Here is a 13,667-nt window from a genome sequence, read left to right as displayed (position 1 = left end):
TCCGTGGTGCCGAAGGATCTTTCCTATGAGCGAAGTAACCGAAACATCCACTGCCGCTTCGATTCCCGCGACGATCGCCACCCTCCCGGGCCCGTTCCAGCAGCGTGAGCTGGCGCGGGTCAATGAATCGGTGGTGCGGGTCGCGATGATCGAGGGCGAGTTCCCGTGGCATCACCACGACGAGGACGAGCTGTTCCTGTGCTGGTCCGGGACCTTCCGCATCGAGCTCGAGGATCGGCCCGCGGTGGTTCTCGCACCGGGTGAGCTCTTCACGGTGCCGAGAGGTGTTCGTCACCGTCCGGTGGCTCCGGCGCCCGCTCATGTGGTGCTCATCGAGCATCCGGACACGAAGCAGTACGGGAACTGATCGATGTCGAGGTCGGCTTGTTGCCGGTTCGCTTCCGGATCGAGCCGGTGGTTGTGTAAATTGGAGATAAGGTTAGGGTTGCATAAGTTTTAACTGAGGTTGGGAACGATGGAGCGCGCGGTGCCGGAGAGTTTGTCCACCGTCGAGCGTCACCGGCTCGTGGACGAGTGGGCGAACGGCGTCGACCTGTACGACGTGCCGTCGGTCGCTGCGCTGATCCAGTGCGGTCGGCGGGTGCCCGCGCTGCGAACCGCGATCCGCTGCGGTGGCCACATCCTCACTTATGCCGAGCTGTACGAGCAGCTGGACGGCGGTGTCACCGGTAGTGCGGGCCCGACCCTCGACGATCTGGCCCGGCTGCTGACCGACATCGCGCTCGCCGCCGAGACCGGCGCGCTGCTGGTCGAGCTCGGGCCGACGGGTACCGGCCTGGTTCCGGACGCGGTGGCCGCGGCCGCCGACGACCGCCGGGCGGTGGCCGCCGATCAGCGCACCTGCACTGTCGACCGGGCGTTCGGTACTACGGATGTGCGGCTGCTGGCCACTCAGTGGGATTGCACCGACGCGGCGGTGGAACTGCTCGCGGCGCTCGCCGATGGCGCGACCCTGGTGCTCGCCACCGAGGGTCAGCGCGCGCATCCTTCCGCGCTGGCGGCTCTCATCGCCAACTGTGCCGCGACCCATGTGGTCGCCGGGGCCGAAACCCTCGCCGAGCTGGCAGAACTGCCCGCCGCCTTGCCGACGGTCCGCCGCTGGGATGTGCTCGGCACGACCTGCCCGCCGAAACTGGCCGGTCTGCTCCGCACCCTCGCGCCGGGTTCCTGTGCCGGATTCGCCTATGCCACGCCCGAATACGCGGGTGTCGCCGCACGCGGCCCGCTGGATGGTTCCGGCCGTCTGCGCCCGATTCCGGGTGCGCGTCTGCTGGTGCTGGATTCGGCCATGCGCCCGGTGGCGCCGGGCCGGCCCGGTGCCGTCTATCTGGGTGGCGCGGCCCTGGCGGCCGAACTCACCGATGCGGCCGTGGGTTTCACCGCCGATCCGTTCGTGCCGGGCGCCCGCCTCGCTCGCACGAACCTCCGCGGCCGCTGGACGGCCGATGGCTGGCTGGTCTTCGATGCCGTCGCCGCGGCCGTCGAGATCGATTACGCCGCAGCCTGACCGGAACTAGCCTCCGAGTTGCCCTGCGGCCCCGCAGGAAACCGACCGCCGAGTAAGCGCGGCTGTCGAGGCGGGTTGCACGTCGGTCGGTCTGTATCGCGAGGCCCGCGTTACGGAGATCGATTCGGGGCCAAGGTGTCTCGCTGATTACGCGGTAACGGGGAATTGTCCCGGCGCCCACGGACAGGGGTTGTGCGGGCGAACTTTGCGCGGATGAACCCGGGAACCATTCGATCTGCCCTTTTCTCGAGTTTTCCAGCGATATTGTGGAAATCACCCAATGGCCGCCGAGCGCGATGACGCGCCCGGGGTGCCTTCGAATTGGTTTCACCGCATGCCGATCGACCGCGTCGGCCTTCATCATCGCTGCTGGAGTCGTCTCCGCCGTGTCTGCCTGCGCGCTGATCCGAGGGCATCAGCCGGCGCGACGATCATCCCGAGCGTTCCATCCACGGAGCGTGGCCTCCTGCGGCGCAAACGCTTTCGATCTTCCTCACCCCGGTTCGACCGGCAAGATTCGGTGCCCGACCAGCAAGGGCACCGAACGGTTGTGTCCCGGAAGGAGGGGCTGTCATGAGCGCGGAATCCGTGCCCGGCCCGGCGTCTGCATTCGAGTTCTCATCGGCGGATCGCGAGCGGTTGCGTATCGCGATGGTGGTGCCACCGTATTTCGACATTCCACCCAAGGCGTACGGCGGTGTGGAGGCGGTGGTCGCGGATCTGGTGGACGCGCTGGTGGCGCGGGGTCACGAGGTGACGCTGCTCGGTGCGGGTGAGAACGGCACCAAGGGGAATCTGATTCCGCTGTGGGATCGCATCCAGGCCGATCGGCTGGGTGATCCGTTCCCGGAGGTGGTGCACGCCTTGAAGGTGCGGCGCGCCCTGGAACGACTCGCGGTGGGCGGCGGCCTGGATCTGGTGCACGATCACACCTTCGCGGGCCCGTTGAACATGCCGGTCTACCGCGAGCTCGGCCTGCCGACCGTGGTGACCGTGCACGGCCCGGTGAACGGCGATCCCTATATCTACTACAGCGAACTCGGTGAGGACGCGCACCTGGTCGCGATCAGCGATCGGCAGCGTGAACTGGCCCCGGACCTGAATTGGGCCGGGCGCGTACACAATGCGTTGCGGGTCGAGGATTGGCCGTTCCAGGCGGAGAAGCAGGACTACGCTCTCTTCCTGGGCCGGTTCACCGCGGACAAGGCCCCCCACCTGGCGTTGACGGCGGCGCATGCGGCCGGTCTGCCATTGGTGCTGGCAGGTAAGTGCGCGGAGCCGCCCGAGGTGGCGTATTTCGACAGTGCGGTACGGCCGTTGCTCACCGAACGCGACACCATGTTCGGGATGGCCGATGCCGCGGCCAAGCGTGAATTGCTCGCCGGGGCGCGCTGCCTGCTGTTCCCGGTGTGCTGGGAGGAACCGTTCGGCATGGTCATGATCGAGGCGATGGTGTGCGGAACGCCGGTGGTGGCGTTGCGCGGCGGGGCCGTGTCCGAGGTGATCGTGGACGGCGTGACCGGTCGTATCTGCGACCATCCGGACGAATTGCCCGCTGCCATCGAGGAAGTGCGCTCCTACGATCCCGCGGCCATGCGCGCGCATGTGGTCGCGAACTTCGGCGCCGAGACATTGGGCCGGGGTTACGAGGAGATCTATCGCCGGGTGGCGAGTACCCGCCGGCCGCGCCGCGGCGGGCGGATCACCATCCATACCTGGGCGTCGGCTCCGGCGCATCAGTCGGCGCCGCCGCCGAATCGGGTGGCGCGCTCGCGACCTGCCCGGGTCACCGCGCCCACGCCCATCACGCGCTCCGCGGGGCGCCGTCGTCCGCCCGCGGGCCCGGTGCCGGGGGCGATGACCGATCCAGCCCTCTTGACCGGACCGGCGCCGCTGCCGGGCCGTAAAACGGTGGCGGACAACGTCGTTCCGGAAGCGAAAGTCATCGAGGAAGGGACCGAATGAACGGTGAGGCTCCAACTGCTCTGAATGGCGGTGAGCCGTCGAACCTGGGTGTGTCGGGTGGTGCGGTCACGCTGGTGGAGGGCAGTACGTTCTGCCTGTCGGACCGGCTCGGCGATGTCGAGCAAGGGACGCCGTACGGATTGTTCTACCGGGACGCGCGGGTGCTGTCGCGCTGGGAACTACGGTTGGACGGGCAGCGGCCGGAGCCGCTGTCGGTATTGAGTCCGGAGGCGTTCACCGCCCGGTTCATATTGCGCCGGCCTCCGCGGGCCGGCGCAGCAGACAGCACCTTGCTCATCGTTCGGGAGCGGCTCGTCGCGGACGGGCTGCGGGAGACCATCACGGTCGAGAATCTGGGCCGTGAAACCACGGCCGTGGACCTGCAGTTGCATGTGGACGCGGATTTCGCGGACCTGTTCGCGGTGAAGGAGGGCCGCAGCGGGAACGGGCGCGCCGAGGTCGTGGTGGCGGATGTGGAACTGCTGCTCCATGATCGGTCCGATCGCACCCGGGCGCTGGCGGTGTCCTCGTCGGAAACGCCCGCGGTGCTGCCGGGTTCGCTGTCCTGGCGGGTGGTGGTGCCGGCCGGCGGGAGCTGGCAGACCGATATCGTGGCCCAGCCGAGCATGGGCACCCAGCCCATCCACTCGGCGGGGCGGCCGGGTGAGCAGTACGAGTTCAGCGAGCCGGGCCGCAAGATCGCGGCCTGGCGGGATACCGCCACCAATATCACCGCCGACAATATGCAGCTGGCGATGGTGCTGGAGCAGACCGAAAGCGACCTGGGCGCCTTGCAGATTCACGACGACGCCCGCGGTGGGCGGCCGTTCGTGGCGGCGGGCGCGCCATGGTTCATGACCTTGTTCGGCCGGGACTCGCTACTAACTGCCTGGATGGCGCTGCCGCTGGATGTGGGGCTCGCGGTGGGCACGCTGCAGCAGCTGGCGGAGATGCAGGGGCAGCGGGTGAATCCGCTGACCGAGGAGGAGCCGGGCCGCATCATGCACGAGATGCGGCGCGGGCCGGCCAGCGGCGCGGTGCTGGGTGGTGAGACGTATTACGGAACCGTGGACGCCACACCGCTTTTCGTCATGTTGCTGGCGCAGGCGCGGCGCTGGGGCGCCGATGTGGAGGCGGTGCAGGCGCTGTTGCCGGCCGCGGACGCGGCGCTGGCGTGGATCGCGGATTACGGCGATCGCGACGGCGACGGGTTCGTGGAGTACCGGCGGGCCACCGACCGGGGCCTGATCAATCAGGGCTGGAAGGACAGTTTCGACGGCATCAACGATGCGACGGGACGGCTGCCGGAGGCGCCGATCGCGCTGTGCGAGGTGCAGGGTTACGTGTACGCGGCGCTGCAGGCGCGGGCGGAGCTGGCCGAGGAGTTCGGGGACGGCACCACCGCCGGGTACCTGCGCGATCGTGCGGCGGAGTTGCGCACCAAGTTCGCGGAGGCGTTCTGGCTGCCCGAAAAGGGCTGGTTCGCCGTGGCTCTGGACGGCAACAAGCGCCGGCTGGACGCGCTGACCAGCAATATCGGGCACTGCCTGTGGTCGGGCATCGTCACCGACGATCATGCGGCGACGGTGATCGGGCGCTTGGCGGCAACCGATATGGATACCGGATTCGGTTTGCGCACACTGGCTTCCAGCATGGGCGCCTACAACCCGATGAGCTACCACAATGGTTCGGTGTGGCCGCACGACACCGCCATCGCGGTGGCCGGGCTGCTGCGGTACCGGCACATTCCGGGTGCGATCGAGCTGGCCACCCGGCTGGCGGAGGGCCTGCTCGATGCGGCGGTCGCGTTCGGCGGCCGGCTGCCCGAATTGTTCTGCGGTTTCCCGCGGACCAAGTTCTCGGCGCCGGTGCCGTATCCGACATCGTGTTCGCCGCAGGCGTGGGCGAGTGCGGCGCCGCTGCTGCTGGTGCGGTCCTTCCTCGGACTGGATCCGGACGTGCCGCGGCGCACGCTGACCGTGCTGCCGCATCTGCCGCTGCGGTGGGGGCGGGTGGAGCTCACAGATATGCGGCTGGGCGGCACGATCATCGACCTGGCCGTGGAGGGTGATCGGGTGACCGCCTCCAATCTGCCCGACGAGTGGCGGCTGATCACCCACTGAGTTGCGGCGGCTACCGGGTCAGCTCTCCGCGGCGGCCCGGTAGCCGCGTACGGCCAGTGCGCCGAAACCGGCGGCCAGGCCCAGCGACCAGGCGAGGGTCTGCAGCAGCGGGGTGGCGATGGGACCACCCTCGATGAATCCACGCATGGCTTCGATGGCGCAGCTCATGGGCTGTGCGCGGACCACCGGCTGCAGCCAGTCCGGATAGTTCTGCACGGGCACGAATCCCGAATTGAAGAACATGCCGATCAGTACGAAGATCGAGAACAGCTGCACGACCTTGTCGCCGATGTTGCTCACGCCCACCAGGATCACCAGCGGTGTGAAGCCCGCGATCACCAGTACCGGGACGGCGAGCGCGCCGAAGAATCCGGGCCAGCCCTGCGCGAAGCGGAGGCCGAGGATCAGGCCGAGCAGGATTACGGCGAGCGAAACCACTGCCGCGCGCACGCATTCCGCGAGCAGCCGGCCGAGCAGTCCGGCCGAGCGGTGGATGGGCAGTACCCAGAAGCGGCGTAACAGACCGCTCTGTCGTTCGCCGTACAGGGACAGGCCGGTGCCCATGGCGCCGTACATGGCGCCCGCGATGGCGATCATGGGCACGAAACCGTAGATGGGTTTCGACCCGGACGAGATGCCGAGCGAGCGGTCCAGCACCAGATCGAACATGAGCAGCAACAGGATCGGCAGGACCAGCGTGCTGGTCATCACCTCCTGCTGCCGGGACCAGCGGCGCAGCAGGCGACCGGTCTCCACCAGCGACTGGGCGACGAGCGAGCCGCGGGCGTGCGGAATCGACGCGGCCACAGCGGTATTCGTGGTCGGCAGAGCGTTGTCCGTGGTCATGCCCGTCGTCCTTCCGCTCGAATCGCCAGCACCGCACCGACCACGAGCAGGGCGGCGATCCACAGTGCGGCCACGCCCAGGGAGCTGGTGTAGTTGCCGTCGGCCAGTCCGCGCAGCGCGGCCGACACCTGCGAGATGGGCTGATTACGCGCCCACGGCTGGATCCAGCCCGGGAAACCCTGGGCCGGCACGAATCCCGTGGAGGTCATGACCAGCAGTAGCTGCGGCACGAACAACACGGTCGCGCCGAGCTCCGGATTGCGGGTGGCAGTGCCGAGCGCGTCCGCGAGAATCACCACGGCCGCACCGAAAGCCAGCGCCACCAGCACGAAAACAATCGCGGTGACCGGATCGTGGAAGCGGAACCCGAACAGGCCCCCCACGATCAGTGCACCGGCCAGCGCCGCACAGCCGCGCACCAGATTGGCCGACATGCGCGCCGCCACCGGCACCCACGACCGCACCGGCAGTGAGCGCAAGCGCGTGGCCATGCCCCCGGCCTGCTCCCGCCCGGCGCGGTCGCCGGCGAACATGGCCGTGAAGAACATGGCGTACACCGCGATCAGCGGCAGCAGATACTGCGCGAAATCCACCCCGGCCGCCGACATGGACTTGCGCAGCGGCACATAGAAGCAGATGTAGAACGCGATGGGCGCGCAGACGGCCAGCACCACATCGCCTTCCCGGAAGGCGGCGCGAATCCCGCGCTCGCTCAGCGCCGTCCACTGCATTCCGGCCGGAACGCGAATCGGAGTTTCCTGGCTCACGAAGCCACCTCCGCCGGAGCGAAGAGGATGCGCGCACGGGTTTCGATCGCCGAGGTGCCGGGCGTGGTCGCCGTCGGTACGGGCCGTGGGGCGAAATCACCTGCGGCTCCGGCGGCTCCGCTACGGCGAGCCCGGTGCAGCCTGGCCGCAACTCGCATCGGACGCGGCTGATTCATGCCGTCGCCTCCGTCACGGCGGGCTTGGTGAGTTCGATGAAGACCTCGTCGAGGGAGGGACGGCGGAGGGCGATATCGATGAGTTCGATGTCGTGGGTGGTGATGCGCTGCAGGGCTTCGGTGAGGGTGGCGGCGCCGTCGGGGGCGGGGAGGGCGACGCGGTCGGCGGATTCGGGGACGGCGACCTCGCCGAGGCCGGAGAGGGCGGTGACCAGGCGGGGGATGTCGGCGGCGTCGACCGGGACGACCTCGCAGAAGCTGGAGCCGGAGCGGGCCTTGAGCTGATCCGCGGTGCCTTCGGCGATGACGGTGCCCTTGTCGACGACGATGATGTTGTCGCTCAGGGCATCCGCCTCTTCGAGGTACTGGGTGGTGAGGAGGACGGTGACGCCCTGTTGCTTGAGTTCGCGGACCAGGGCCCACAGGCTCTGGCGGCTCACCGGGTCGAGGCCGGTGGTGGGTTCGTCGAGGAAGACGACGCGCGGCGCCCGCACCAGGCCGCAGGCGATGTCGATGCGCCGGCGCATGCCGCCGGAGTATTGGCCGACGCGGCGGTCGGCGGCGTCGGTGAGGGCGAAGCGTTCCAGCAGTTCGTCGGCGCGCTGTTTGGCGGCCTTGCGGTGCAGGCCCATGAGGCGGCCGAAGAGCACCAGGTTCTCGCGGCCGGTCAGTACCTCGTCGAGGGCGGCGTACTGGCCGGTGAGCATGATGGAGGCGCGGACCTCGTCGGGTTGGCGGACCACGTCGTAGCCGGCCACCAGGGCGCGGCCCGCGTCGGGCCGGACCAGGGTGGACAGCACCGAGACGGTGGTGGTCTTGCCCGCGCCGTTGGGGCCGAGCACGCCCAGCACACTGCCCGCCGGGGCGGTGAAGCTGATGCCGCGCAGGGCCTTCACCTCGCCGAAGGACTTCTCCACGGACTCGACGATGATCGCGTCATCCGGCCGCGGTGTGGTTTCTGTGGTCATGATTCAGGTAATCCCCCTGCGTCGTTGGTATTTCGGGTCAGCCGAGCAGTGATACGACGTCGTCGAGTGAGGCGCCGCCGAGGATGGCGGTGACGGGCAGATCGCGTCGCAGGTCGGCTTCGATGCGCTTGCGCAGGTCCAGGGCCTGAAGCGAGTCCAGGCCGAGGGCCACCAAAGGCATGGAGCCGTCGATGGTTTCGCCGGCGTCCAGGCCCATGACGAAGCGCAGGGCATCGCGCACCTGGTCGGCGATATCGGCTATCGCGGGTGCGGGAGCCACGTCGGCCGGAGCCGGGGCAATCGCGGCAGCCGAACCTGCGGCGGTCGCAGCGGCCGTACGCGAGACGGTTGTACCCGCCGGTCCTGCGGCGACCATCGGCGCGGGCGCCGGTTCGTCCGGCAGTTCGGCGAAGAGCGGGTCCTGTCCGAAGATCGCGAACAGCGAACGGAGCGTGGACCATTCGGCGGCCACCACGACACGGTTGCCCGTGGCGGCGAAGCCGGTGGCGACGGCAGTGGCCGGATCCATCGGCAGCAGTCCGGTGCCGCTGATGCGGGCCAGGGCTTCGGCATGGTCCGCGCCGACGGCCCGCCACAGTCCCCACTGCACCGAGGTGGCCTCGATGCCGTTGTGCCGGTAGCGGATTGCGGCGGCGTCCAGCATGCGGTTGACCGCGGCGTAGACGGCGTGGCCACGGCCGCCGATGGTGGCCGAGAGCGAGGAGCACGCCAGCACCCGGGCGCCCGGGGCCAGTGGCAGTAGGCGGACCAGGCGGTCGAAGGCGACCAGTTTGGATTCGGCTGCCGCGAAGACGGTTTCGGGCGTGAGTTCGGCGGCTGCGGCGTCGTAGTCGACGGCCGCGTGCACGAGCAGGGTGGCGGGTGCGCGCAACTCCCCTGCCAGCGCGGCGACCGCGCTCTCGTCGGTGACGTCGCAGCGGCGGATATCGATGGTGAGACCCGGTCGCTCCAGTTCACGCACGCGTGCGAGAGCGTCTCCCGAGCCGCCGGACCTGCTGATCAGCGTGATCCGGTGGGCCCCGCCGTGCGCGAACTCGGCGGCGAAGTCCAGGCCGAGTTTGCCGGTGCCGCCGATGATCACGACCTCGGCGAGGTCGTCGGCGGTGAGCGGCCGGTCATCACCGGCCTCGTCGACGACAAGGCGTTTGGCGTACAGCTTGCCTTCGCGAGCGGCGAGTTCCGGCTCACCGGCGGTGTGCAATGCACCGACCAGTTCCTTGGCGGAGTCCGGAAGCGCCTGTCCGGCTTGCAGATCCACGTGCCGGAAGCGAGTGCCGAGGTGTTCGGGCGCGAGGCAGCGGAACGCGGCCTGGGCGGCGGCGTGCACGAGATCCGGGATCTCGGCATCGAGCACCGCTTCACCCCCGACGGTCACCAGCCAGGCGTCACGCACCCCGGCCAGGTCCGGCAGCCAGCCGCGATCACCGACGAAGTCCGCGGATTCCGCTACAGCCGTGCCGATCTCGGTATCCGACGCGGACGGCAGCAGGATCACCGCGGTATCGAACGACGCCCCACTGTCCGCCCCGACCACGACCGCGCCGTGCCGACCGGCGGCCTTCTCCACGGCGGCCGCGAGTTCACCGCACTGCCCGGTGCGGTCGAGCACCGCGAGCGTGCGCGGCGGCACCAGCTTGCGCCGATCCAGCCGCACCCACCGCTCGGCCAGCCGCTGCGGCGGCACCGTCACCGATGACTCCGGAACAACTGCTGTCCCAGTGTCATTCGTCTCGGCGGCAATCAGTGCAGCGCTGTAGTTGAAGGGGGCCCAGAGTTTCTTCGGGGTGGTCTGGGTGTTGGGGAAGTCCAGCAGGGGCAGGCGGATCGGGGCGGTGTCGTCGCGCAGAGTAGTCCAGTTGAAAGATGTGTCCAGGACGGCGATCTGGGCGAGGTTGCGGGTGAATTCGCGCAGGTCTTCGGCGGTGCGGCGGGAGGTGCCGATGGTGCGGAAGTCGCGTTGGGGGGTGACGCCGCTGAGGGTTTCCTGGAGCGCGAGCATCAGTGCCGGGTGGTCGGCGATCTCGAGGAAGATGTCGATGCCGCGGTCGGCCGCTTCGGCGACGGCCAGGTCGAAGCGGACGCGGTTGCGCAGGTTCCAATACCAGTATTCGGCGGCGGGGAGGTCGGGAGTGATCGGGCCGCCGAGAGTGGCGCCGAGGCAGGCGATCTCGGTGTCCTCGAAGACCGGGTTGTCGAGGGTGTCCTTCAAGGTGCCTTCGAGCCCGCCGCGGAACTTGGAGACGAAGGAGGTGTGTGCGGGATATTCGACGCGGATTTCCTTGGCGAACTTGCCCTGTGCCGAGAGGGTGGCGACCAGTTCGGAGACGGCGGGGCGTTCGCCCGAGACCGCGAGTACGTGCGCGGAGTTGACCACCGCGAGTTCGGCCCAGCCGGAGTTGCGGGCGAGCAGGGCCTCGCATTCGTCGCGGTCGACGCCGACCACGGCCATGGCCCACTGCCCGGACCAGTCGTTATCGCGTTCCAGCGAGCCGACCAGATTGGCGCGCAGCGTGACCACGCGGATGCCGTCTGCGAGGGAGATGATCCCGGAGATCACGGCCGCGGCGATCTCGCCCTGACTGTGGCCGACCGTCACGGCGGGTTCGACGCCGACGGCCCGCCACATGGCGGCCAGACCCAGCATCTGCATGAACAGTGCGGGCTGGACGATCTCGACGCCCTCGTCGGCCTCACCCTCCTCGTGCAGGAGGTAGGTGAGCGGCGAAATACCGTGCAGTTCCTGGAATTTCGCGTCGCAGTCCTCGACCGCGGCGCGGAAGACCGGCGAATGCCGGTAGTACAGCAGACCCATGCCGGGCCGCTGACTGCCTTGCCCGGGGAACACGTAGGCCACGCGCCGGGCGGCAGCCGCGGTCTCCCCCACCACGACGGCAGGGTGCGGTCGTCCGGCGGCGATGGCCTGCAGGGCATCGACCAGCTGATCACGTTCGCTCACCATGGCCAGTGCCCGGTGCCGCCGCGCGCCGCGGGTGCGCAGCAGCATGTCGGCGACCTCGTCGGCGGTGACGTACGGCCGCTGTTCGAGGTAGACGGCCAGGGCGGCGGCTTCCCGGCGCAGCGCGTCGGGGGTGTCGGCGGACAGCGGGATCGGGGTGCTGCCGTCGGGAAGTCGATAGTCAGGCATGGATCTCCCTTTCGTGCACGGCCTCGTCCAGTGCGGGCATGGCGAGCACGGCGTGCGCGTTCGTGCCGCTGACGCCGAAGGACGACACGGCGGCGTAGCGGATGCCGTCGCGCGGCGTCCAGTCGCGCAGTTCAGTGGCGAGCCGCAGGCCGGAGGCGTCCCAGTCGACGCGGGTGGTGGGGTGGTCCGCGTGGCGGGTGGGCGGGATCTGCCCGTGTAAGCCGCTGAGCAGCACCTTGATCAGGCCGAGCAGTCCGGCGGCGGCCTGGGCGTGGCCGAGGTTGGATTTGACCGAGCCGAGTAGCGGGCCGTTGCCGTCGGCGCGGGGTGCGCCGTAAACCTGTTGCAGGGCAGTGAGTTCCAGCGGGTCGCCGACGGCGGTGCCGGTGCCGTGGCCCTCGATCAGGTCGACCAGTTCGGGGGCGATGCCGGAGGCGGCGACGGTGGCGCGGATGAGCCGTTCCTGCGCTTCGGTGCTGGGCACCGCGATGGGCGCGCCCTTGCCATTGTGGTTGATGCGGGAGCCGAGCAGCCGCGCGTAGACGCGGTGCCCGAGGCGGCGGGCCCGTGATTCCCGTTCCAGTACGACGATTCCCACGCCTTCACCCCAGAGGGTGCCCTGCGCGTCCTCGGAGTAGGGCTTGCACTGCCCGTCCGCGGAGAGCGCGTTGTTCTTGGAGAATTCGAAGAACGCGCCGGGTGAGCCCATGACGCAGGCCGCCCCGGCCAGCGCCCATTCGCATTCGTCGTTGCGAATGGCGGAGGCGGCCATGTGCACGGCCGCCAGCGAGGATGCGCAGGCCACGTCGATCACCACCGAGGGCCCGTTCAGCCCGAGGCAGTTGGAGATGCGCCCGGCGACCGCGCCGAGGGCGGAGCCGCCCGCGCGGTATCCGGTGTACTCGTTGACGTCCGCGCCGTGCGGACCGTATTCGGTGCCGGAAGCGCCCATGTAACAGCCGATCTCGGCATCACCGAGGTCGGCGGGGTTGAGACCGGTGTTCTCCAGTGCCCGCCAGGCCACGCGTAGTGCGACTCGCTGCTGCGGGTCCATGGCGACGGCTTCACGCGGGGTGATGCCGAAGAACTGCGGGTCGAAATCGGCTGCGCCGTCGAGGAATCCGCCGGAGTCGCGGACCGCGCCCCAGCCTTCGGTCTCGGCCAGGGACAGTAGTCGCTCCAAGGGCCAGCCGCGGTCGCGCGGGAAGGGCCCGAGCAGGTCGCGGGATTCGGCGAGGGCGGTCCAGTACTCGGCGAGGGTGTCGACGCCGCCGGGGGCCTCCACGGCCATGCCGACGATGACGATGGGGTCGTCGTGGTGCGTGCTCATCGGTCGGCCGGCTCCCGGATCGGTTCCGCCGTCAGGGTTTCCGCGATGGCGTCGACATTGTCGTGCAGGTAGAAGTGGCCGCCGTCGAACATGGTGACCTGGAGTTCGTGCGGGGTGTGCTGCTGCCAGCCGTAGAGGTCCCCGAAGGTGACGAACTCGTCGTCGCTGCCGCCCATGGCGTGCAGGGGCACCTCGAGGAGTACGTCCTTCGGGCACGTGTAGGCGTCGAAGGCGGCGTAGTCGGCCTTCAAGGCGGGCAGGGCCATGCGCATCAGTTCACGGTTGGCGAGCACATCCGCGCCGGTGCCCTGCAGGCCGCCGACGTGGTCGAGCAGCTGTTCGTCCTCGGTCGGATGCGGCGGCATATCGGCCACGCGCCACGGGGCGACCGCGCCGGAGACCGCGAGCAGGCGCACGGGAATGCCCGCATCCAGTGCCAGCCGGGCGAATTCGAAGGCCACCACCGAACCCATCGAGTGCCCGAACACGGTGATCGGCACGCCACTGTTCTGCGGGGAACGCACGAATTCCGCGAAGGCGCCGGCCGCGATGTCCGGGACGCTGCGCAGCGCTTCCTCGCGGGCGCGGTCCTGCCGGCCCGGGTACTGGAAGATCGACACGTCGAAGTTCTCGCTGAGCGCCTTGGAGAAGGGCCGGTAGGTGGAGGCGCCGCCGCCCGCGTGCGGGCAGATCAGCAGCGGCGGGTTGGCGGCCGCGCGCGGGCGATGGAATTTGCGGATCCATCCGAGGGTGTTGCTCATGGTCGTTCGCTCCTGTTCTGCACGCCTGGATTTCCGC

At 69.3% G+C, this 13,667-nt stretch carries 10 protein-coding genes; 4 read left to right on the top strand and 6 right to left on the bottom strand.

The genetic code is table 11. From position 1 onward, the window contains the following. Positions 1 to 25: 25 nt before the first annotated feature. The 4 genes from ACH438_RS17730 to ACH438_RS17715 all read left to right on the top strand — a co-directional run bounded on the left by ACH438_RS17730 (position 26) and on the right by ACH438_RS17715 (position 5,616). The gene (locus tag ACH438_RS17730) at positions 26 to 367 is read left to right on the top strand and encodes a cupin domain-containing protein (protein WP_397006374.1); all 342 of its coding nucleotides are present in this window, start codon (positions 26 to 28) and stop codon (positions 365 to 367) included. A gap of 120 nt (positions 368 to 487) precedes the next feature. After that, positions 488 to 1,528 (top strand): AMP-binding protein, encoded by a 1,041-nt coding sequence (locus ACH438_RS17725; RefSeq protein WP_397006372.1) that lies wholly within the window; start codon positions 488 to 490, stop codon positions 1,526 to 1,528. A gap of 573 nt (positions 1,529 to 2,101) precedes the next feature. Beyond that, positions 2,102 to 3,493: a glycosyltransferase gene (locus ACH438_RS17720; RefSeq protein ID WP_397006370.1), complete on the top strand. Its 1,392-nt coding sequence runs from the start codon at positions 2,102 to 2,104 to the stop codon at positions 3,491 to 3,493. Then, a complete protein-coding gene (locus ACH438_RS17715) occupies positions 3,490 to 5,616 on the top strand; it encodes a glycogen debranching N-terminal domain-containing protein (protein ID WP_397006368.1) in 2,127 nt (708 codons plus the stop codon). Before ACH438_RS17720 ends, ACH438_RS17715 begins: the two co-directional genes overlap by 4 nt. An 18-nt stretch (positions 5,617 to 5,634) precedes the next feature. On the opposite strand, the gene ACH438_RS17710 is transcribed toward ACH438_RS17715, so the two are convergent. The 6 genes from ACH438_RS17710 to ACH438_RS17685 all read right to left on the bottom strand — a co-directional run bounded on the left by ACH438_RS17710 (position 5,635) and on the right by ACH438_RS17685 (position 13,630). Next, positions 5,635 to 6,462, bottom strand: a complete 828-nt coding sequence (locus ACH438_RS17710; RefSeq protein ID WP_397006366.1) for an ABC transporter permease — start codon at positions 6,460 to 6,462, stop codon at positions 5,635 to 5,637. Continuing rightward, complete coding sequence (locus ACH438_RS17705) at positions 6,459 to 7,229, bottom strand: ABC transporter permease (RefSeq protein ID WP_397006364.1); 771 nt, start codon at positions 7,227 to 7,229, stop codon at positions 6,459 to 6,461. The genes ACH438_RS17710 and ACH438_RS17705 overlap by 4 nt, the downstream gene beginning before the upstream one ends. A 172-nt stretch (positions 7,230 to 7,401) precedes the next feature. Next, positions 7,402 to 8,373, bottom strand: coding sequence for an ATP-binding cassette domain-containing protein (locus ACH438_RS17700; RefSeq protein ID WP_397006362.1), 972 nt, complete (start codon positions 8,371 to 8,373; stop codon positions 7,402 to 7,404). Positions 8,374 to 8,410: 37 nt separating this feature from the next. Continuing rightward, positions 8,411 to 11,539: a nocobactin polyketide synthase NbtC gene (nbtC, locus tag ACH438_RS17695; protein WP_397006360.1), complete on the bottom strand. Its 3,129-nt coding sequence runs from the start codon at positions 11,537 to 11,539 to the stop codon at positions 8,411 to 8,413. After that, positions 11,532 to 12,869, bottom strand: coding sequence for a polyketide synthase (locus ACH438_RS17690; RefSeq protein ID WP_397006358.1), 1,338 nt, complete (start codon positions 12,867 to 12,869; stop codon positions 11,532 to 11,534). The genes nbtC and ACH438_RS17690 overlap by 8 nt, the downstream gene beginning before the upstream one ends. Then, on the bottom strand, positions 12,866 to 13,630 hold the full coding sequence (locus ACH438_RS17685) for a thioesterase II family protein (protein ID WP_397006356.1): 765 nt from the start codon (positions 13,628 to 13,630) through the stop codon (positions 12,866 to 12,868). Before ACH438_RS17685 ends, ACH438_RS17690 begins: the two co-directional genes overlap by 4 nt. Positions 13,631 to 13,667: the final 37 nt, after the last annotated feature.

Origin of the sequence: Nocardia sp. NPDC020380, from assembly GCF_044386975.1 — a bacterium.
GTDB lineage: Bacteria > Actinomycetota > Actinomycetes > Mycobacteriales > Mycobacteriaceae > Nocardia.
The sequence above is the reverse complement of the archived record's forward strand: the minus strand, read 5'-3'. Positions and strand labels throughout refer to the sequence as shown.

Excerpts from the sequence above, each read along its gene's own strand:
- ACH438_RS17690 (WP_397006358.1), bottom strand. The coding sequence starts at position 12,869 with ATGAGCACGCACCACGACGACCCCATCGTCATCGTCGGCATGGCCGTG.
- ACH438_RS17720 (WP_397006370.1), top strand. The coding sequence starts at position 2,102 with ATGAGCGCGGAATCCGTGCCCGGCCCGGCGTCTGCATTCGAGTTCTCA.
- ACH438_RS17685 (WP_397006356.1), bottom strand. The coding sequence starts at position 13,630 with ATGAGCAACACCCTCGGATGGATCCGCAAATTCCATCGCCCGCGCGCG.
- nbtC (WP_397006360.1), bottom strand. The coding sequence starts at position 11,539 with ATGCCTGACTATCGACTTCCCGACGGCAGCACCCCGATCCCGCTGTCC.
- ACH438_RS17700 (WP_397006362.1), bottom strand. The coding sequence starts at position 8,373 with ATGACCACAGAAACCACACCGCGGCCGGATGACGCGATCATCGTCGAG.
- ACH438_RS17730 (WP_397006374.1), top strand. The coding sequence starts at position 26 with ATGAGCGAAGTAACCGAAACATCCACTGCCGCTTCGATTCCCGCGACG.
- ACH438_RS17715 (WP_397006368.1), top strand. The coding sequence starts at position 3,490 with ATGAACGGTGAGGCTCCAACTGCTCTGAATGGCGGTGAGCCGTCGAAC.
- ACH438_RS17710 (WP_397006366.1), bottom strand. The coding sequence starts at position 6,462 with ATGACCACGGACAACGCTCTGCCGACCACGAATACCGCTGTGGCCGCG.